The organism is Erwinia billingiae Eb661 (genome assembly GCF_000196615.1).
Lineage (GTDB): Bacteria > Pseudomonadota > Gammaproteobacteria > Enterobacterales > Enterobacteriaceae > Erwinia > Erwinia billingiae.
The window spans coordinates 3,078,369-3,094,788 of sequence record NC_014306.1 but is presented as its reverse complement, the minus strand read 5'-3'; the positions used below and the strand labels follow the sequence as shown (position 1 = coordinate 3,094,788).

The 16,420-nt window shown below is 54.2% G+C and carries 21 protein-coding genes; 13 read left to right on the top strand and 8 right to left on the bottom strand.

Going from position 1 to position 16,420, the window contains the following annotated elements; all coding sequences use genetic code 11:
• Nucleotides 1–383: 383 nt before the first annotated feature.
• From EBC_RS15590 to EBC_RS15575, 4 genes are all read left to right on the top strand, one after another.
• Nucleotides 384–3,071, top strand: coding sequence for a cation-transporting P-type ATPase (locus EBC_RS15590; protein ID WP_013202790.1), 2,688 nt, complete (start codon nt 384–386; stop codon nt 3,069–3,071).
• 88 nt (nt 3,072–3,159) lie between these two features.
• Nucleotides 3,160–3,495, top strand: a complete 336-nt coding sequence (locus EBC_RS15585; protein WP_013202789.1) for a nuclear transport factor 2 family protein — start codon at nt 3,160–3,162, stop codon at nt 3,493–3,495.
• Between the two features lie 164 nt (nt 3,496–3,659).
• On the top strand, nt 3,660–3,890 hold the full coding sequence (locus EBC_RS15580; protein ID WP_013202788.1) for a hypothetical protein: 231 nt from the start codon (nt 3,660–3,662) through the stop codon (nt 3,888–3,890).
• A gap of 259 nt (nt 3,891–4,149) precedes the next feature.
• Nucleotides 4,150–4,353: a hypothetical protein gene (locus EBC_RS15575; RefSeq protein WP_134824454.1), complete on the top strand. Its 204-nt coding sequence runs from the start codon at nt 4,150–4,152 to the stop codon at nt 4,351–4,353.
• Between the two features lie 200 nt (nt 4,354–4,553).
• On the opposite strand, the gene EBC_RS15570 is transcribed toward EBC_RS15575, so the two are convergent.
• The 4 genes from EBC_RS15570 to EBC_RS15555 form a co-directional block, all read right to left on the bottom strand.
• On the bottom strand, nt 4,554–4,802 hold the full coding sequence (locus tag EBC_RS15570) for a biofilm/acid-resistance regulator YmgB/AriR (protein ID WP_013202786.1): 249 nt from the start codon (nt 4,800–4,802) through the stop codon (nt 4,554–4,556).
• Between the two features lie 69 nt (nt 4,803–4,871).
• Nucleotides 4,872–5,168, bottom strand: coding sequence for a hypothetical protein (locus tag EBC_RS15565; protein ID WP_013202785.1), 297 nt, complete (start codon nt 5,166–5,168; stop codon nt 4,872–4,874).
• 180 nt (nt 5,169–5,348) lie between these two features.
• Nucleotides 5,349–5,594: a regulatory protein YcgZ gene (gene ycgZ / locus EBC_RS15560; RefSeq protein ID WP_013202784.1), complete on the bottom strand. Its 246-nt coding sequence runs from the start codon at nt 5,592–5,594 to the stop codon at nt 5,349–5,351.
• 277 nt (nt 5,595–5,871) lie between these two features.
• Entirely contained in the window at nt 5,872–6,186 is a 315-nt protein-coding gene (locus EBC_RS15555; protein WP_041692047.1) for a hypothetical protein, read from the bottom strand.
• 569 nt (nt 6,187–6,755) lie between these two features.
• On the opposite strand from EBC_RS15555, the gene EBC_RS26255 reads away from it, so the two are divergent.
• Together EBC_RS26255 and EBC_RS15550 are read left to right on the top strand one after the other, a co-directional pair.
• Nucleotides 6,756–6,881, top strand: coding sequence for a hypothetical protein (locus EBC_RS26255; protein ID WP_013202782.1), 126 nt, complete (start codon nt 6,756–6,758; stop codon nt 6,879–6,881).
• A 255-nt stretch (nt 6,882–7,136) separates the two neighbouring features.
• Nucleotides 7,137–7,736 (top strand): hypothetical protein, encoded by a 600-nt coding sequence (locus EBC_RS15550; RefSeq protein ID WP_013202780.1) that lies wholly within the window; start codon nt 7,137–7,139, stop codon nt 7,734–7,736.
• Between the two features lie 69 nt (nt 7,737–7,805).
• Here EBC_RS15550 and EBC_RS15545 read toward each other — a convergent pair whose 3' ends face one another.
• From EBC_RS15545 to EBC_RS15535, 3 genes are all read right to left on the bottom strand, one after another.
• Nucleotides 7,806–8,105 carry a HigA family addiction module antitoxin gene (locus tag EBC_RS15545; RefSeq protein WP_013202779.1) on the bottom strand — a complete coding sequence of 100 codons (300 nt, stop codon included), beginning with the start codon at nt 8,103–8,105 and terminating at the stop codon, nt 7,806–7,808.
• A gap of 195 nt (nt 8,106–8,300) precedes the next feature.
• Nucleotides 8,301–8,777: a YciE/YciF ferroxidase family protein gene (locus EBC_RS15540; RefSeq protein ID WP_013202778.1), complete on the bottom strand. Its 477-nt coding sequence runs from the start codon at nt 8,775–8,777 to the stop codon at nt 8,301–8,303.
• A gap of 275 nt (nt 8,778–9,052) precedes the next feature.
• On the bottom strand, nt 9,053–9,742 hold the full coding sequence (locus EBC_RS15535) for a cysteine hydrolase family protein (RefSeq protein WP_013202777.1): 690 nt from the start codon (nt 9,740–9,742) through the stop codon (nt 9,053–9,055).
• Nucleotides 9,743–9,884: 142 nt separating this feature from the next.
• Here EBC_RS15535 and EBC_RS15530 point away from each other — a divergent pair, with 142 nt between their 5' ends.
• The gene (locus EBC_RS15530; RefSeq protein WP_013202776.1) at nt 9,885–10,838 is read left to right on the top strand and encodes a GlxA family transcriptional regulator; all 954 of its coding nucleotides are present in this window, start codon (nt 9,885–9,887) and stop codon (nt 10,836–10,838) included.
• 69 nt (nt 10,839–10,907) lie between these two features.
• Here the strand turns inward: EBC_RS15530 and EBC_RS15525 are convergent, their stop codons facing one another.
• Nucleotides 10,908–11,438: a hypothetical protein gene (locus EBC_RS15525; RefSeq protein WP_013202775.1), complete on the bottom strand. Its 531-nt coding sequence runs from the start codon at nt 11,436–11,438 to the stop codon at nt 10,908–10,910.
• A 573-nt stretch (nt 11,439–12,011) separates the two neighbouring features.
• On the opposite strand from EBC_RS15525, the gene phnF reads away from it, so the two are divergent.
• From phnF to phnK, 6 genes are read left to right on the top strand one after another with little or no spacing between them, the layout of a single operon-like run.
• Complete coding sequence (gene phnF, locus EBC_RS15520) at nt 12,012–12,728, top strand: phosphonate metabolism transcriptional regulator PhnF (RefSeq protein WP_013202774.1); 717 nt, start codon at nt 12,012–12,014, stop codon at nt 12,726–12,728.
• Entirely contained in the window at nt 12,729–13,175 is a 447-nt protein-coding gene (phnG, locus tag EBC_RS15515; protein ID WP_013202773.1) for a phosphonate C-P lyase system protein PhnG, read from the top strand. It abuts the gene before it with no gap.
• Entirely contained in the window at nt 13,175–13,750 is a 576-nt protein-coding gene (phnH, locus tag EBC_RS15510; protein ID WP_013202772.1) for a phosphonate C-P lyase system protein PhnH, read from the top strand. Before phnG ends, phnH begins: the two co-directional genes overlap by 1 nt.
• Nucleotides 13,750–14,823 (top strand): carbon-phosphorus lyase complex subunit PhnI, encoded by a 1,074-nt coding sequence (locus EBC_RS15505; RefSeq protein WP_013202771.1) that lies wholly within the window; start codon nt 13,750–13,752, stop codon nt 14,821–14,823. Before phnH ends, EBC_RS15505 begins: the two co-directional genes overlap by 1 nt.
• The gene (locus tag EBC_RS15500) at nt 14,816–15,661 is read left to right on the top strand and encodes an alpha-D-ribose 1-methylphosphonate 5-phosphate C-P-lyase PhnJ (protein WP_013202770.1); all 846 of its coding nucleotides are present in this window, start codon (nt 14,816–14,818) and stop codon (nt 15,659–15,661) included. Before EBC_RS15505 ends, EBC_RS15500 begins: the two co-directional genes overlap by 8 nt.
• The gene (gene phnK / locus EBC_RS15495) at nt 15,658–16,419 is read left to right on the top strand and encodes a phosphonate C-P lyase system protein PhnK (protein WP_013202769.1); all 762 of its coding nucleotides are present in this window, start codon (nt 15,658–15,660) and stop codon (nt 16,417–16,419) included. Before EBC_RS15500 ends, phnK begins: the two co-directional genes overlap by 4 nt.
• Nucleotide 16,420: the final 1 nt, after the last annotated feature.

Genomic DNA, 16,420 nt, shown 5'->3' with positions numbered 1-16,420 from the left:
TTGCAGTGTAATGCACGGTGTGGATTTTAATTAAACGGCAGGGGAAATAATGGCAGCCTTATGAATTTTATCTGGAATTTATATTTGGCTGAATGAGACGGCGTGAAGGGTGAGAGATTCAGGCTCGGGCGAATACCCAATATGGCGAGTTGAGTGAAATTATTTTCGCTGTGCTACGTTTAAAGCGTTAATTTCCCGAATTATCTGTGAAACATTAAGGTTTTTCACTAATCAGCTCCCTGTGAGTAGCCATTAATGACATATATCGTCATCTGACGCGAACCTGTTCACGGCCAGAGGCCTTAGCATTTGCGTAAATGCCGATCTGTTAATAAACGGATATCACCGCCTTGATTTCCGAAACAGGACTTGAGGAGAAAGCGATGAAAACAGCTAAACCGGAAAGTGCGTACTATCAGCTTTCTGTTGATGAAACGCTGGCCAGTACCCGCAGTTCACCCGATGGGATAAGCAGCTCTGAAGCGTCAGAGCGGTTAAAACAATACGGGGAAAATGCCCTTCCGCAAAAGCCCGGTAAACCTGTTTGGCTGCGCTTTCTGGCCCACTTCAACGATGTTTTAATCTACGTCTTGCTTGCTGCTGCCCTGCTGACTGCGGTGATGGGACACTGGATCGATACCCTGGTTATCCTCGGCGTGGCGGTGATCAATGCGCTGATCGGTCATATTCAGGAAAGTAATGCGGAAAAATCGCTGCAAAGTATCCGTAATATGCTCTCCAGTGAAACGGTGGTGATCCGCGGCGGCAATCACGAAACGCTTCCCACCACCGCACTGGTCCCGGGCGATGTGGTGGTTATCCGCGCCGGGGACCGCATCCCGGCCGATCTGCGGGTAATCGAAGCCCATAACCTGCGTGTTGAAGAAGCGATCCTGACCGGGGAATCCACCGTGGTGGAAAAGGGGACCGACGCGCTGACCGGCGACCTGCCGCTGGGCGACCGGACGAATCTGCTGTTTTCCGGCACCACCGTCAGTTCTGGCGGAGGGAAAGGGCTGGTGGTGGCGACCGGCGGTGCCACCGAATTGGGGCACATCAACCAGATGATGTCCGATATTGAACCCCAGCGCACCCCGTTGCTGGTGCAGATGGACAAGCTGGGCAAAGCCATTTTCCTGATCATTCTGGCGATGATGGCCGCGCTGTTTGTCTTCAGTTTGCTGTTCCGCGATATGGCGCTCTCTGAGCTGATGCTGTCACTGATCAGCCTCGCCGTGGCCTCGGTCCCGGAAGGGCTACCCGCAATCATCTCGATCATCCTTTCTTTGGGCGTACAAACCATGGCCAGGCAGAAGGCGATTATCCGCAAACTGCCGACGGTTGAAACGCTCGGGGCGATGACCGTTATCTGCTCGGATAAAACCGGCACCCTGACCATGAATGAGATGACGGTAAAAGCCATTATTACCGCCGATCAAATCTACCGCGTCGATGGTGCAAGCTATGAGCCGGTGGGCACATTTCACCGGGCCGATGACGCGTCGCCCGTCGCCATCACGCCGGGTTCGCTGCTGGAACGTTATCTGCGAACCATTGATTTGTGTAATGACAGCCAGCTGATCAAAGATGAGAGCGGCCTGTGGAAAATCACCGGCGGCCCGACTGAAGGGGCGCTGAAGGTGCTCGCCGCAAAAGGGAAACTTCCGACAGTTACCACCGAACTGCGCAATAAAATTCCGTTTGATTCGCAATATAAATACATGTCGACCCACTATCTGATTGGTGAAGAGGAGTGCGTTCTGCTTACCGGTGCGCCGGACGTATTGTTCAGGCATTGCCAGCAGCAGCAAACGGAAAGCGGACTGCAGCCGCTCGACGTGGCCTGGTGGGAAGCGAAGATAGAAGAGTATGCGAAGGAAGGGCTGCGCATGGTCGCGGCGGCATGGAAACCGGCCTCGCCAGGCCAGAGCGAATTAACGCATCAGGATCTGCAGCAGGGGATGATCCTGTTAGGCATCGCCGGAATGATGGATCCGCCGCGACCGGAAGCCATCACCGCCATCCGCGACTGTCTGCAGGCAGGGATCCGCGTCAAGATGATTACCGGTGACCATCCGCAAACCGCCATGAGCATCGGTCAGATGCTGGGTATCAGTAATGCCAGTGTTGCCATCACCGGCGGTGAGCTGGAGGTAATGGATGACCGGCAGCTGAGTGAAGCGGCGCAAGCGTACGACATTTTTGCGCGAACCAGCCCGGAGGATAAATTCCGTCTGGTGCAGGCGTTGCAGAGCAAAAAAGAAGTGGTCGGGATGACCGGAGACGGCGTGAATGACGCCCCGGCGTTGAAGCAGGCCGATGTCGGCATCGCGATGGGCATTAAAGGGACCGAGGTGACAAAAGAAGCGGCAGACATGGTGCTGACGGATGATAACTTTGCCACCATTGCCAGCGCAGTCAGGGAAGGGCGTCGGGTTTACGACAATCTGAAAAAAACCATTCTGTTTATCATGCCGACCAACCTGGCTCAGGGGTTATTAATCATTATTGCGCTGTTGGCGGGAAATTTAATTCCGCTGACGCCGGTATTGATCCTGTGGATGAATATGGCCACCTCCGCAACCCTCTCTTTCGGTCTGGCGTTTGAAGAAGGCGAGAAAAACATTATGCGACGACCGCCGCGCGATCCGAAGCTGCATGTGATGGATGGTTTTGCCATCTGGCGGGTGATCTTTGTCGGATCGATGATTGCCATCAGCGCATTTGTACTGGAGTCCTGGCTGCAGCCGCGCGGCTATTCTGCCGAATTCATTCGTACCGTCTTACTGCAAACTCTGGTGACCGCGCAATGGTTCTATATGCTCAACTGTCGCGTCTCGAACGGATTCTCATTGAGTAAAGGGTTGCTATTGAACAAGGGAATCTGGGTGGTGAGTGCGGTGCTGCTGGTCTTGCAGCTACTGATTATCTATGCGCCCTTTATGCAGGTGCTGTTTGGCACAGCGGCACTGCCATTCCGCTACTGGGTAATCACCCTGATTATCGGTTTTGTGATGTTCCTGATTGTGGAAATAGAGAAGCCGCTTACCCGCAAGTTCAGAACAGCCTGACCGTCATGGTCAAGGCTATCTTGCTTTCAATGTGTGAATTTATATGTTAATAATTTGCATAATTATCTGAAATGAAAGCGAGGTTAGCATGTCGGCAGAGTCACCCGTTCAGGCACAGTTTGAAGCGTATAATTCCCACAATATCGACGCGTTTATGGCGTGTTTTTCCGAAGAGTTCAAAGGCTACCGGATGCCAACCGAGAGCCCTTCAACTCAGGGAAAACACGCATTACGCGAGTTTTACGTTAACCATCGTTTCAACAATCCCGATCTCCGCGCTGAACTTATCTCCCGGGTGGTAATAGGCGATAAGGTATTTGACCACGAATTAATTTATGGCCTGTCTCCAACCCCGTTGGAAAGCATGGCTGTTTTTCATGTCCAAAATGACCTTATTGCCACTGCCTGGTTCTATTTCGCCTGAGGCTTCAGGGGGACTCAGGGTAATTCCCGCGTATCCAGATGAGACAAGGAGAGAAAAGTGTCATTTTGGAACATCATTTTACAATAATTAACAACGGGTTATACAGGAGTTACTATGCTTTCATCGGACGCAAAGCGTTATTTTAATAAAAAAGGATGAATTCAATGTTTAAACTTTCTACGTTTGTTGTGATTGCAGGGCTGTTACTGTCTGTGACTTCTCAGGCTGAAGCGAAGGGATGTATCAAAGGTGCCGTTGTTGGCGGCGTTGCAGGGCATGTTGCTCACCATGGCGTAGCGGGTGCTGCGGCGGGTTGTGCCGTTGGCCATCATATGGCGAACAAAAAAGACAAAGAGGCTGACAAGCAGCAACAGCAGCAGCAACAGACTAAATAATATCACCAGGTGGTGCAGCCCTTACGGGCTGTGCTGCTTCCCCGCCAGACCCTTCCCCCAAATCCCAAACCGACCACGGTATCCTGCCTCAGATTTTTGCACTACAAGCGCTAGCGATCTGTGCAGCATTGTGCCCGGATGGCCTGCAGGGTTGGGCTTTTTCAACGACCCAGCAAGGGGATAGGAGCATTAACGGAGATGCATTGCGCTTTTCCAGATGGTAAACTGTATGCATATCCAGAACTATTCAGGGGTGAACGTGCCCGACAAAGACTCAGAATATCCATCAGACATCTGTGCAGTGGTTGGCAGAGCAGTGGCCCAGCTCATCAGCACCAACGAAGCCATCAATAAGCACAGCGTACTTCTGGTCCTCCATGAACACAGCGAGCAGACCAACGATGAAGCGCTTAAATCGGTTTACCTGCTGGCTTTCCGTGCCATCCTCGAACGCTTCCATTAAATCCGCGATCGTATCCTCTGTAGAGGTGCGCCGGTATCTTCCCCAAACGCATTCAATCCACCGTTTAAGAACCCGGCAGGGTCTGTGATGGCTGGGAAACCTACTGAAGTGAACACATTAGAAGACAGGAAAGGGTCAGGCTGGGAGGGGAGAACAAAAGGCAAGACGGCCCACAGCGGAGCCGCCTGAGTACCACAGGCTCAGACGTCGTCTGGCGTGCGGCCAACCACAACTTCAAGCGCCTGGCGATAAATATCCAGCTGCGTCACGTCGGTGGTGGATTCCAGCCGGTTAATCAGGCTAAGAATGATGTCCTTGTTGCTGACGGTACCTTTCATCGCGACAACTTCGCGGATGACGGTGCCAATAACCGCGGTTTCATCAGAGAGTAGGTCACCCTCGCTTTGAAAATACGCAAGGATGGCATTTTCGGTGGACTGCTGGTTCATGCGGTTACCTCACAGGAATGACGGCCTTAAGCCGCCCGGATTAATGGCTTCAGTGTGTGAACTTTGCACTCAGTGTTTTTTAGAATCGTCCGACGGACCGTCATTATTAAACATATGCATGACGTTCTCATGGTCACGGATTTCCTGGGTAACGCTGTTGTTATCGCTCTGACGACTTGCTCTGACCTCACTGATAGCACGTCGGCAAGCGCGTTGCCTGAGCGTGTCATGCTCACCTGAAGCCATAGCCTGCAGTCGGTCGATAAGCGCCGACGTATTCATTACCGCATCCTGCCGGAGGAGCGTTAACACCGCTTCGCCAATCAGGATATCTGTCAGTTTTTGTTCTTCATCATCTTTTTGCATACAACTTCTCTGAAACAGCGATACGGGCAAAAGCGTATCGATCCGGACATTAACGCTGTGGGACCGTCTTACGCGACCGCCACCTCTTGTTATCATTCCCTGTCAGCGGCTTACGCGCCGCGCTGATAATAAAAGAACCGGGCGAAATCTAAAAGCTTCCGCCGGCCTCATCACTGAATTTTAATCATTGCGGCCAAACAGCAGGCCAATCAGGTCATGGTAGTGCTTTTCCTGCTCCGCACCAGAAGCCAGCTCAAGGCGTCTCAACAGCTTTGAGCAAATCGCTTTGCGATTTAACGTTGCGCCTGCGCGAAGGATCTCCACGACAACCTGTCCGAGGGTCTCTTGCTGTGAGGGCAGCGACGCCTCGGTAAAGTAGCGGCTGATATCGGCATCATTCTGAGGATTTTGGCCGTGCTGACGCATATGAAGAGTCCTGTATCTGTTAAGTTTAAAATATGTGCAGCTTTTATGACGCTGAAGTTATACAAGTTTTCAGTATGTGTACAGCAATTGTGATAAACAGCACTTCGGTTTTTTTTGCAAAAAGTGCTAGCCTTTATTTTTCATAGGGTTGCTAGCGATAAGCAAAGGGCGTTTGAGGGCGTTTAGCGCGCTGGGGGGGCTCAGAGAGATTGTACAACGGGGGGAAGTTGTACCGGATGCCCGGCCAGGCGGCCGGGCGGGATTCAGCCGTCAGAAACTAGTCTTCGTCCTGATACTGCGTGAGACGGATGGCGTCTTCACGGTGCGGATGGCGAGTATTTGCCTGTCCGGTGGCCTCTGCCAGCCAGTCCTGATGATTATTGTCTGGATAACTGCTTCTCCTGCGGCTCAGCAGCCAGCGGCGAGCAGACCAGATGGCAAGTAACCGGTCATCATCCTCTTCAACGTTGCCCATCACATTTAGCTCGTCGAGCAGGGCAGTGGTCGTAATATCTTTCCGGTTGAAGAGAAGGCTTACTGCAGCTTCGCCAATCATAAGTTCATGCGTTTCATCTTCATTGGAAATAGACAAAATTACCTCCGGGATAAATATAAATTGCAAGCCAACTATTTAGTCAAGCTAACTACTTAGTGAAGCAATTTAAATATAGAAGCCAGGGCCAAATAAATCCAACGCAGGGACTGTAATGCAGCCTGTTATATTGAAAGGTAAAATATATTGAACTTTATAACAGGCTTGCATGGCGATGATTTATAGCCATTTTCTATCCTGATATCGATTTAATGACGTTGGTGATTATTATCAGGCAAGGATTAATTAAACCTATTAATCCGTTGTTTTAAGAATATTCTGCGCACTGTTTTTGCTCAGTTAATCGCCCGTTATGGGGGTTAATTGACCAGGTTGGCGAATATTCCCTAAAAAGGTAGTTGCCTAAGGAAACTAAATTGCTAGCAATTTCAGTCTGTTGTCTAAGTTGCAATCAAAATGCCACTTTATGCTTGAAAGACATTAGGGTGGATTCAGTATAATTCGCACTCTTTTTTAGGGATGATTTTATGTTCACAGCCAAATATTACTATGCCAGTTCCGGGGACTTATCACAGTGGGAAATTCACCGCAGAAACTGCGAAAGGATTATGCCCAAAACCCGGATTTTCCTCGGCACCCTCTATACCGATCATCAGGCACTGATGGTGGCCAGACAACGTCTACCCGCTGCGGATTATTGCCGCCTGTGTACCGGGTCTGAGACTGGCGATTAATCTTAACTTCATCATTTAATATAGCTTTTATTAACGGTCTTCTCATCCGGCTGGTGCGCTTCGTAAGATGCCGCATGAGTAAGGCCCTGTCGTAATTCACCGTTACTGCCACGTCCCGCAAAAATATTTTCCTGCCGCAATATCCAATTCCGCATCTTCATCTATTTTTAAAAAGTCAGTCTGTTCTCTGTAACAGGCACTATCAGCGGGTCTTCAGTGTTCTGTCTCCGACAGAGCGTGAATAAGGAAAATTTTATGACTACGCAGGATCTGTTAATTCTTACGGCAGTGGTAATGGCAATTCTGTTCAGCGTGAGTTTTGCCATACGCCGTCCAGGCATCAGCGAAAGTGATCTGCGCGTGGCCGAAGTTGAAAGCATGACATCAGAGTGCAGGCAAATCCTGAAGGGCGTGATCGGCTACATTGATGCGTTGATTGTTACGCTTGAGTCTCGTTGCCCGCCAGTCACGTCGCAAGGGCTGGTAAACGCCGCTGAACTGCAGCACTGGCTGAAGCGGGTGGATGAGAGCCCGGTCAAATTATCTGATGAGCAGATCGGCAGATGTGAATTCCTGCTGAGCGAGCATTTCCCGGATGAATGGCTGGCATGGCAAATTCACATCCTTTCCCTGCAGCTGGACGTGTCGACCTTCTTTCTTACGCCGGAACCCGGACGCGCGATGGAGTCATTAGCGGCTGGACGGACGGTCAGCGAAATCCGCGCCTTTACAGAGTCGCTGAGAAAACAGCGGCAACTGCTGGATGCCTATCAACAGCACCTCAGGGATTCACTGGCAGAAGAAGTTGGGTTGAGCGGAAGGGTGATGCAGGCCAGCGGCAGGCAGGTTATTTAACCCGCCGGGGCGTTATATTTTCGTCAATATGGCGCCCTGAACCTGCTTCGAACCCTATAGCGATCACGCTCAGCTATTTAAGGGCTGTGGCTTGTAAGAAGTATTGAGTTTGCTTAAATCGACATTTTTTTGTGCTTTTTCAAGGCTGTAAGTCGCCTGAATTCTCAGCCACATTTCCGGCGTACTCCCCAGAACGGCAGCCAACTTGATGGCCATTTCAGGCGTGATTGTCGTCGTTCCGGAGACCATGCGTGAAGCGGTTGACGGGGCAATTGCCAGTGCACGGGCGAGTTCCCGAATACCAATGTTGAGGTCTTCCATAATGCCGGCGATGACTTCTCCGGCATGAGGCGGGTTAAACATTTTCATCCTTGATAATCCTCTTAATTAATATCCAGGCATCTTCATTAATATCCAGGCATCTTCGTTAATGCTCCCTGGTGTGGAACACTTTAGCTACGTGTTCCTTACTGTGCAACACTCTTCAATCCTTTCAATTCACTTCTTTTTGTCAGGCCCATTTGGCGACAGGTGGCAGCACTTATCAGTCATCCCTGGCCCTAATCAGGCTTGCTGCACAGCAATCTCGGTCAGCTTTTCATCGGTAGCCCGTTCTTCTGCCAGCGTTTCACCCAATAATTTCGCGGCATCTTTATAGCCCAGCTTGAGGGCAAGGGCCTGTAATGTGCCATAAGCTGCCATTTCATAATGCTCAACCTTTTGAGCGGCACCAATCAGGCCGGCATCGCGAACCGGGCCGGCTTCCACGGAGTCGATAATTTCCTGAGCTTCTTCGGCCAGGCCTTCCAGGGCATGGCATTTCATCCTTTTGATATGCACGCCGTCTGTGGCTTCAACCAGCTGATCGATGCGTTCAATTTGACCGCGTGTTTCTTCCAAATGTTGTTTAAAAGCAGCAACAAGTTTCTCATCGGTGGCGGCACGCGCCATTTTTGGCAGTGCACGGGTAATCTGTTTTTCAGCACTATAAATATCCGATAAATCATGAATAAACAGATCTTCAAGCGTTTTAATTGTCATATTGATTCCAGTAATAAATAAATTAAACAGGATGTACACCTCAAGCGTAGCCGAAGAAAAAAGTTTACCCGGACGGTGACTGTTTATTTTTCATTATTGCGTCAAATAACACGGTGGGATAAAAATAATCCTGTGTAAAATAAAAAATAAATGATGAGTGGTAAGCGCGCAGTGTGATGAATTAAAGGAAGAAATAAAGCGTTAGCTGATTAACAGCATGAATTAATGTTTGGCAGGCAGCAGATTTATGATGCCTGCAGCGGTTATTTCAATGGTTAATTCACCGGCAGTGCCAGCACTTGCTGCGTGGTCTTAATCTCAGCAAACACATCAGCCACACCGGCCAGGGCAGCACGCTGTAAATCGTTATGGTGAATCACCTTGCCATCCCAGGTGGCCAGATCGCGGGTGGCGGTGGCATCTTCCGGGATAATCACCTGGTAGCCGAGCGGCACCGCATCACGCGCGGTGGAGGAGACGCACATATGGGTCATCAGACCGGTCACAATCAGATCGCTGATCCCTAACTTCTTCAACTGCGCATCCAGGTCGGTGCCCACGAATGAGCTCGGGGTGGCTTTGGTGATCACAATGTCACCGTTCGCCGGGCTCAGATCCTTGTGAAAATCGGCAAAGTGGCTGCCTTTGGCAAACAGCGGGCCGTCTGCCGGGCCTTCATGACGCACGAAGACCACCGTCATGCCTTTTTTATGGGCAAAATCCACCAGCTTTTTCGCCTCTTTCAGCGCTTTCAGGCCATCAGGGATTTTCATTTTTCCATCAAAGTATTCGTACTGGAAATCGACCACAATCAGCGCGGTTTTTTTCGCGGTCAGCGAAGTGATGGGCGTGGCGCCACTCAGGGTGCGGATGGTTGGCGCGTTAGCCTGGCGACCGTCGGCGAAGGCGGCGGAAGACGCCATCATTGACAGCGCCAGGGTAGAACAGATAAACAATTTCTTCATGGTATTGTCCTTCTCAGTTTAAGGTAGCGGTGCCGCTGGCACCCTTGTTAACGGCGAGAAGTATGACGATTTTCGTCGATGTCCAGCAGTAGCCTGGATAACCAAAAGCGAGCAGATTGGGCCAACCTCAGGGAGAACACCGGTGATAACCCGCGTAGCGATAGTGGTATTTGATGACATCATCCCTTTTCATCTTTCCGTGCCGTGCGCGGTGTTTGAAAAGGCGCTTAATCCTGACGGAACGCCCGCCTATCAGATGACCATCTGCGCGCCCGAACCGGGCGTGCTGCGCACCAACGCCGGTTTTTCTATCGTGGCCGAACACGGGCTGGAGGCGTTGCAGGAAGCTGAGATGGTGATTGTGCCGAGCTGGACGGATCCGGCCCGGTCGCCTTGCCCAACGCTGTTAACGTCGCTGCGGGAAGCGCATCAGCTCGGCGCGACGATAGTGGGGTTGTGTATGGGCGCCTTTGTGCTGGCGGCGGCGGGATTGCTGGATGGACGGCGGGCGACGACGCACTGGCACTGGACGCCGGAATTTATCCGCCTCTATCCGCAGGTCAACATCGATAGGGATGTGCTGTATATCGACGAGGGCGACATTGTGACGTCAGCAGGAACGGCCGCCAGTATTGACTGCTGCCTGCATCTGGTGAGGAAACTGCGCGGGGCCGATGTGGCAAATAGCGTGGCGCGACTGCTGGTGGTGCCGCCGCATCGACAGGGCGGGCAGGCGCAGTACGTCGAGCAGCCGGTGTATAACACCAAAAGCGGCGATCACTTTCTGGCATCGCTTAACTGGGCAACGGAAAATTTGCAGCAGCCAATTTCACTGGAGTCGCTGGCCGAACGTGCCTTTATGAGCCGCCGCAGCTTCACCCGACGCTTCCAGCAAACCACCGGTACCACTTTTACGCAGTGGCTGTTAAACCAAAGGCTGGCGGTGGCACAGCGCTTCCTGGAAAAAACCGACCAGTCGGTGGAGCAGGTCGCCTGCCATGCGGGCTTTACCTCCGCAGTGGTGTTGCGCCGTCATTTCAAAAAGCAGTTCAACACTTCGCCAGGCCGATACCGCCGGGAGTTCGGGGCAAGGTAAACACGCTGTCGGACATCCCCCAACGCATTCGCCAGAACAGCCCGATTTCTCGGGCTGAATGACAGTGGCTTAGTGAACCTGCAACAGCGCTTCGCCGTCAATCATGGCTAAACCATGACGGGTGCGGATAAAGCGCGGGGCCTTAAGATCGTCAGCCAGTACGTGCAGCATATCGTAGAGCATTTCGATCAGCTGGTCTGACAGATCTGTCGGCTGCTGCTGGCTAAGCAACACCAGCGTCAGGGCCGAACAATATCCGCAGAGCGTATCCGAATCGGCCGTCAGCGGATTGACAGCGCCGCAGGGCTGACCCTCATCGACCGTTAACTGCGCAACCAGATAATCCGGCAAGGGCTGCTCTAATACCAGCTTCAGCACTTCCAGCCCGGCGAACAACCGGCCACAGAGCGCCATGCGTTCGGTGGTACTGTCATTCTCAATTAATGCGTCGACGTAGCATTGGCACCGATCCAATATCTGGAACAGATCCAGCGCAGGACTTACCGGTAATTCCAGCAGTGCCGTGATTTCAAGATCAAAAATAGACGGTGTGGAAGTGAAATCATGTCGAACGTCTGTGTTACTATTCGCGATAGCCATATTCGTTGGTCCTTAACGTGTGTGGTCAGACGCCCTGATTGTGGTTCCAAGCACTTTCGGGGCGTTGCTTTTTGTTACGCGGAAATAAGGGGTTGTGCGTAACAGAAACTATTCTCCTGTATGGATATATAGGAGTCAATGCTAAAACGACGGTAAATACTGACGCGGGAGAATGTCGTTTATTTTCTTCGAGGCGGCTCGCAAAAATAATTAAACGCGGGTTTTTGTTGCAGGATTAGTGCGGACGCCAGAAGAGTATTGGTGTTGCGCATAATAATAAAATGTTAATAAGAGATGTAATGGTTTTTATTATTCATCATACCTTTCGGGCTACGCGCCAATAATCCTGACCTGATATCTGCTGCTAATCTTCCTTGTTTTCCGAAAACCGGTTCTGCAAATGCGCACGCTCACTGCCTGACTCTGTCCTGAGCCTCAAATTCATCTGCCCGACACTTAGCCTTAACCCCGCTGTCACATTGCGCACGCACCATACCTGCATTGAAAAAGTCAGGTCGCCAGAGCATTGCCGTCTCGCGACACCGCCTCCTCCCTGTGATTGAGGATTTTTCCATGCTGAACCTGTCCAGACATCCGACCACTGTATATCAGGCGATTGCCGCCCAGCTTGAAACGGAACTCAGCAACACCTACCGCTGCGGGGAATACCTGCCTTCCGAAAAACAGCTGGCGGAGCGCTATGCCGTTAATCGCCATACGCTACGCCGCGCGGTGGATGAGCTGGTCAATAAAGGCCTGGTGCAACGGCGGCAGGGCGTTGGCATCCTGGTGCTGATGCGCCCGTACAACTATCCGCTGCATTCTCAGGCGCGCTTCAGCCAGAACCTGCTGGAGCAAGGCAGCCATCCCACCAGCGAACGTCTGCTGGCGGTGCTGCGTCCCTGCAATGCGGAAATCGCCACGGCGCTCGGCCTCGTTGAGGGCGACACGGTGATCCATCTGCGCACCCTGCGTCGGGTGAACGGCGTGCCGGTGTGCGTGATTAATCACTATCTTCCCGACCTGCGCTGGTGGCCGAGCCTGCAGCAGTTCAACAGCGGATCGCTGCATGACTATATGCAACAGAACCTGTCGCTGGCGTTGTCCCGCAAGCAGACCCGCATTACCGCACGGCGCGCCCAGGCTAAGGAGAGCAAGCTGCTGGAAGTCGCGCTGCACTCGCCTTTGCTGTGCGTCCGCACGCTTAACACCACCGGCGAGCAGCAACTGGCGGAATACTCCGTCAGCCTGACGCGCGCCGACATGATTGAACTGACGCTGGAGCACTAAATGGATCCGATCAAGGCAAGACAGCGCTGGCTGTCGGTGCTGGCTCATTGTCAGCCCGCGCAGCTGCTGGCCCACTGGCAGCCGCTGAATCTTCATCCGCATTACGAACAACTGAGGGTGCCGGAAACCGGTTTGACCCGCCTGCAGGCCAGAATGGGCGGCACCGGTCGCCGCTTTATTGTGGGCGATACCACCGTCACCCGCGCCGTGGTGCGGCTGGATGACGGCATCTGTGGTTACAGCTACGTGATAGGCCGTAATAAAGCGCATGCCGAACTGTGCGCGGTACTGGATGCCCTGTTGCAACAGAGCAGCAGCGCCGAACGGATACAGCAACAGATCATCGCGCCTCTGGCCGCCGCCCGCCAGGAGCTTCTGACCCAGCGTGCCCGCGAAATCGCCAGCAGCCGCGTCGACTTCTTTACCCTTGTCCGGGGAGATAATTAATGACCTTACTTGCCAGCTTTACCCATCCGGTTGCCGATTCCCAGCGGGCCTTTCGCCGCATCCTGAAAGCCATGAGCGAGCCGGGCGTGATGGTCTCGTTGCCGCAGCTGCCGGCCTGGGGACGGGTATCTTCCGCCGCCACCGCGGTACTGATGACGCTGGTCGACCGGGAAACGCCGGTTTACCTCGACAGCACCCTGAATGACGAGGCGCTGCTGACCAATCTGCGCTTCCACACCGGCGCGCCGGTAACCGAACAGACCGACGCGCCGTTTGCGCTGCTGCATGCCAAATCCGATACCGCGATTGGGCAGTTTTCGGCAGGCAATAACGTTTCGCCGGAGAAAAGCACCACGGTGATTATCGAAGTGCCAGGCCTCAACGGCGGGCTGACGCTGCGCCTCAGCGGTCCCGGCCTGCTGGAAACGCGGGCGATTGCACCGCAGCTGTCGGAAGGCGTGCTGCAATATCTGCGCGAGCGCCCGCACTGCTTCCCGCAGGGCATCGATCTGATTTTCACCTGTGGCGAAAACATGATGGCGTTGCCACGCACCACTGACGTGAGGGTCTGCTGATGTACGTTGCCGTTAAAGGGGGCGAGAAGGCGATTGAAGCCGCCCATCAGCTGCAGGAAAACCTGCGCCGTGGCGAAGGCAAGGATGAACTGCAGTGCCAGCAGATCGACCAGCAGCTCGGGCTGGCGGTCGATCGGGTGATGACCGAAGGCGGCATCCACGATCGTGAACTGGCGGCGCTGGCGATCAAGCAGGCCTCAGGCGATTTGGTGGAAGCCATCTTCCTGCTGCGCGCCTATCGCACCACCTTGCCACGCCTGGCCGACAGCCTGCCGCTGGCCACCGAGAATATGCGGCTGGAACGTCGCATCTCCGCCGTCTACAAAGATTTGCCCGGCGGACAGGTGCTCGGCCCGACCTATGACTACACCCATCGCCTGCTGGATTTCACCCTGCTGGCAGAAGGTAAAGCGCCCGCTGCGCCGCGTGCCGAACAGCCGCTGGATGAACGCTGCGCGCATACCTTTGACCTGATGACGCGCGAAGGGCTGGCCCTGCGGGAAGAGGATGACGGCAGCGAACCGGTGGATATCACCCGCGATCCGCCGTCCTATCCGTCGCCGCGTTCCGCCCGTCTGCAACAGCTGGTGCGCGGCGATGAAGGTTTCCTGCTGTCGCTGGGTTACTCGACCCAGCGCGGCTACGGACGTAATCACCCGTTTGCCGCGGAAATCCGCACCGGCTATCTGACGGTGGAGATTGCGCCGGAAGAGCTGGGCTTTTCGCTGGATATCGGCGAGATCCTGCTGACCGAATGCGAGATGGTCAACGGCTTCACCACGCCTGCCGATAAGGCACCGCACCTGACGCGCGGCTATGGCCTGGTGTTTGGCCGCGCCGAACGCAAAGCAATGGCGATGGCGCTGGTGGATCGCGCGCTGCAAACCGGCGAACACGGCGAGCGCGTGACCAGCCCGGCGCAGGACGAAGAGTTTGTGCTGTCCCACGCCGATAACGTGGAGGCGGCGGGCTTCGTCTCGCACCTTAAGCTTCCGCACTATGTTGATTTCCAGGCCGAGCTTGAGCTGCTCAACCGCCTGCGTGCCGAATACCAGGAGAAGCACCGTGACTGAACTGAGCGGTTATAACCCCGGCTACCTTGATGAACAGAGCAAACGCACTATTCGTCGGGCGATCCTGAAAGCGGTGGCCATTCCGGGCTATCAGGTGCCGTTCGGCGGCCGCGAAATGCCGATGCCCTATGGCTGGGGCACCGGCGGCATCCAGCTGACCGCCAGCATCATTGGCGAACATGATGTGCTGAAGGTGATTGATCAGGGCGCGGACGACACCACCAACGCCGTCTCGATCCGTCGCTTCTTCCAGCGGGTGAGCGGCGCGGCGACCACCGAGCGCACGGTGGATGCCACCCTGATTCAGACCCGTCACCGTATACCTGAAACGCCGCTGACCGAAGATCAGATCCTGATTTTCCAGGTGCCAATCCCGGAACCGCTGCGCTTTATCGAGCCGCGCGAAACCGAAACCCGCACCATGCACGCCCTGGAAGAGTACGGAATTATGCAGGTGAAGCTGTATGAAGATATCGCCCGCTACGGCCATATCGCCACCACCTACGCCTATCCAGTGAAGGTCAACGATCGCTATGTGATGGACCCGTCGCCAATCCCGAAATTCGACAACCCGAAGATGGACATGATGCCCGCGCTGCAGCTGTTTGGTGCCGGGCGTGAAAAGCGCATCTACGCCTTGCCGCCGTACACCAAGGTGGAAAGCCTGGACTTTGACGATCACCCGTTCACCGTGCAGAAGTGGGAAGAACCCTGCGCGATTTGCGGTTCACGGCACAGCTATCTGGACGAAGTGGTGCTCGACGATCAGGGGACCCGGCTGTTTGTCTGCTCCGACACCGATTACTGCCACCAGCAACAAGAGGCACACCAAGCATGATCAGCGAACACCCCCTGCTGGCCGTTAACCAGTTAACCCACCTTTATGCGCCAGGCAAAGGCTTCCGCGACGTGTCGTTCGAGCTGTATCCCGGTGAAGTGCTGGGCATTGTCGGCGAGTCCGGCTCCGGTAAAACCACGCTGCTGAAGGCCATTTCCGCGCGCCTGGCACCGCAGCAGGGCAACATTATTTATCAGGGACAGGATCTGTACGCCTTAAACGAAAGCGATCGCCGCCGGCTGCTGCGCACCGAATGGGGCGTGGTCCATCAGTATCCGATGGATGGCCTGCGTCCGCAGGTGTCTGCCGGGGGCAATATCGGCGAGCGGCTGATGGCCGTCGGCCAGCGCCATTACGGCAACATCCGCGAGACGGCCGGCCAGTGGCTGGAAGATGTCGAAATCCCGCTGTCGCGCATCGACGATCTGCCGGGCACCTTCTCCGGCGGCATGCAGCAGCGTCTGCAGATTGCCCGCAACCTGGTAACGCATCCGAAGCTGGTGTTTATGGATGAGCCAACCGGCGGGCTGGACGTGTCGGTGCAGGCGCGCCTGCTCGATCTGCTGCGCAGCCTGGTGCGGGATCTGAATCTGGCGGTGGTGATTGTCACCCACGATCTGGGCGTCGCGCGTCTGCTGGCCCATCGCCTGCTGGTAATGAAAGAGGGTGAGGTGGTGGAAAGCGGGCTGACCGATCGGGTGCTGGACGATCCGCATCATCCTTACACGCAGCTGCTGGTCTCTTCGGTGTTGGGTTAAC

Bases quoted from the DNA above. Each gene is read 5' to 3' on its own strand.
- phnK (WP_013202769.1), top strand. From the start codon at position 15,658: ATGATCAGCGAACACCCCCTGCTGGCCGTTAACCAGTTAACCCACCTT.
- ycgZ (WP_013202784.1), bottom strand. From the start codon at position 5,594: ATGCGTCAGCACGGCCAAAATCCTCAGAATGATGCCGATATCAGCCGC.
- phnH (WP_013202772.1), top strand. From the start codon at position 13,175: ATGACCTTACTTGCCAGCTTTACCCATCCGGTTGCCGATTCCCAGCGG.
- EBC_RS15580 (WP_013202788.1), top strand. From the start codon at position 3,660: ATGTTTAAACTTTCTACGTTTGTTGTGATTGCAGGGCTGTTACTGTCT.
- EBC_RS15525 (WP_013202775.1), bottom strand. From the start codon at position 11,438: ATGGCTATCGCGAATAGTAACACAGACGTTCGACATGATTTCACTTCC.
- EBC_RS15590 (WP_013202790.1), top strand. From the start codon at position 384: ATGAAAACAGCTAAACCGGAAAGTGCGTACTATCAGCTTTCTGTTGAT.
- EBC_RS15550 (WP_013202780.1), top strand. From the start codon at position 7,137: ATGACTACGCAGGATCTGTTAATTCTTACGGCAGTGGTAATGGCAATT.
- EBC_RS15535 (WP_013202777.1), bottom strand. From the start codon at position 9,742: ATGAAGAAATTGTTTATCTGTTCTACCCTGGCGCTGTCAATGATGGCG.
- EBC_RS15565 (WP_013202785.1), bottom strand. From the start codon at position 5,168: ATGCAAAAAGATGATGAAGAACAAAAACTGACAGATATCCTGATTGGC.
- EBC_RS26255 (WP_013202782.1), top strand. From the start codon at position 6,756: ATGCCCAAAACCCGGATTTTCCTCGGCACCCTCTATACCGATCATCAG.
- EBC_RS15545 (WP_013202779.1), bottom strand. From the start codon at position 8,105: ATGAAAATGTTTAACCCGCCTCATGCCGGAGAAGTCATCGCCGGCATT.
- phnF (WP_013202774.1), top strand. From the start codon at position 12,012: ATGCTGAACCTGTCCAGACATCCGACCACTGTATATCAGGCGATTGCC.
- EBC_RS15505 (WP_013202771.1), top strand. From the start codon at position 13,750: ATGTACGTTGCCGTTAAAGGGGGCGAGAAGGCGATTGAAGCCGCCCAT.
- EBC_RS15585 (WP_013202789.1), top strand. From the start codon at position 3,160: ATGTCGGCAGAGTCACCCGTTCAGGCACAGTTTGAAGCGTATAATTCC.
- EBC_RS15540 (WP_013202778.1), bottom strand. From the start codon at position 8,777: ATGACAATTAAAACGCTTGAAGATCTGTTTATTCATGATTTATCGGAT.
- phnG (WP_013202773.1), top strand. From the start codon at position 12,729: ATGGATCCGATCAAGGCAAGACAGCGCTGGCTGTCGGTGCTGGCTCAT.
- EBC_RS15570 (WP_013202786.1), bottom strand. From the start codon at position 4,802: ATGAACCAGCAGTCCACCGAAAATGCCATCCTTGCGTATTTTCAAAGC.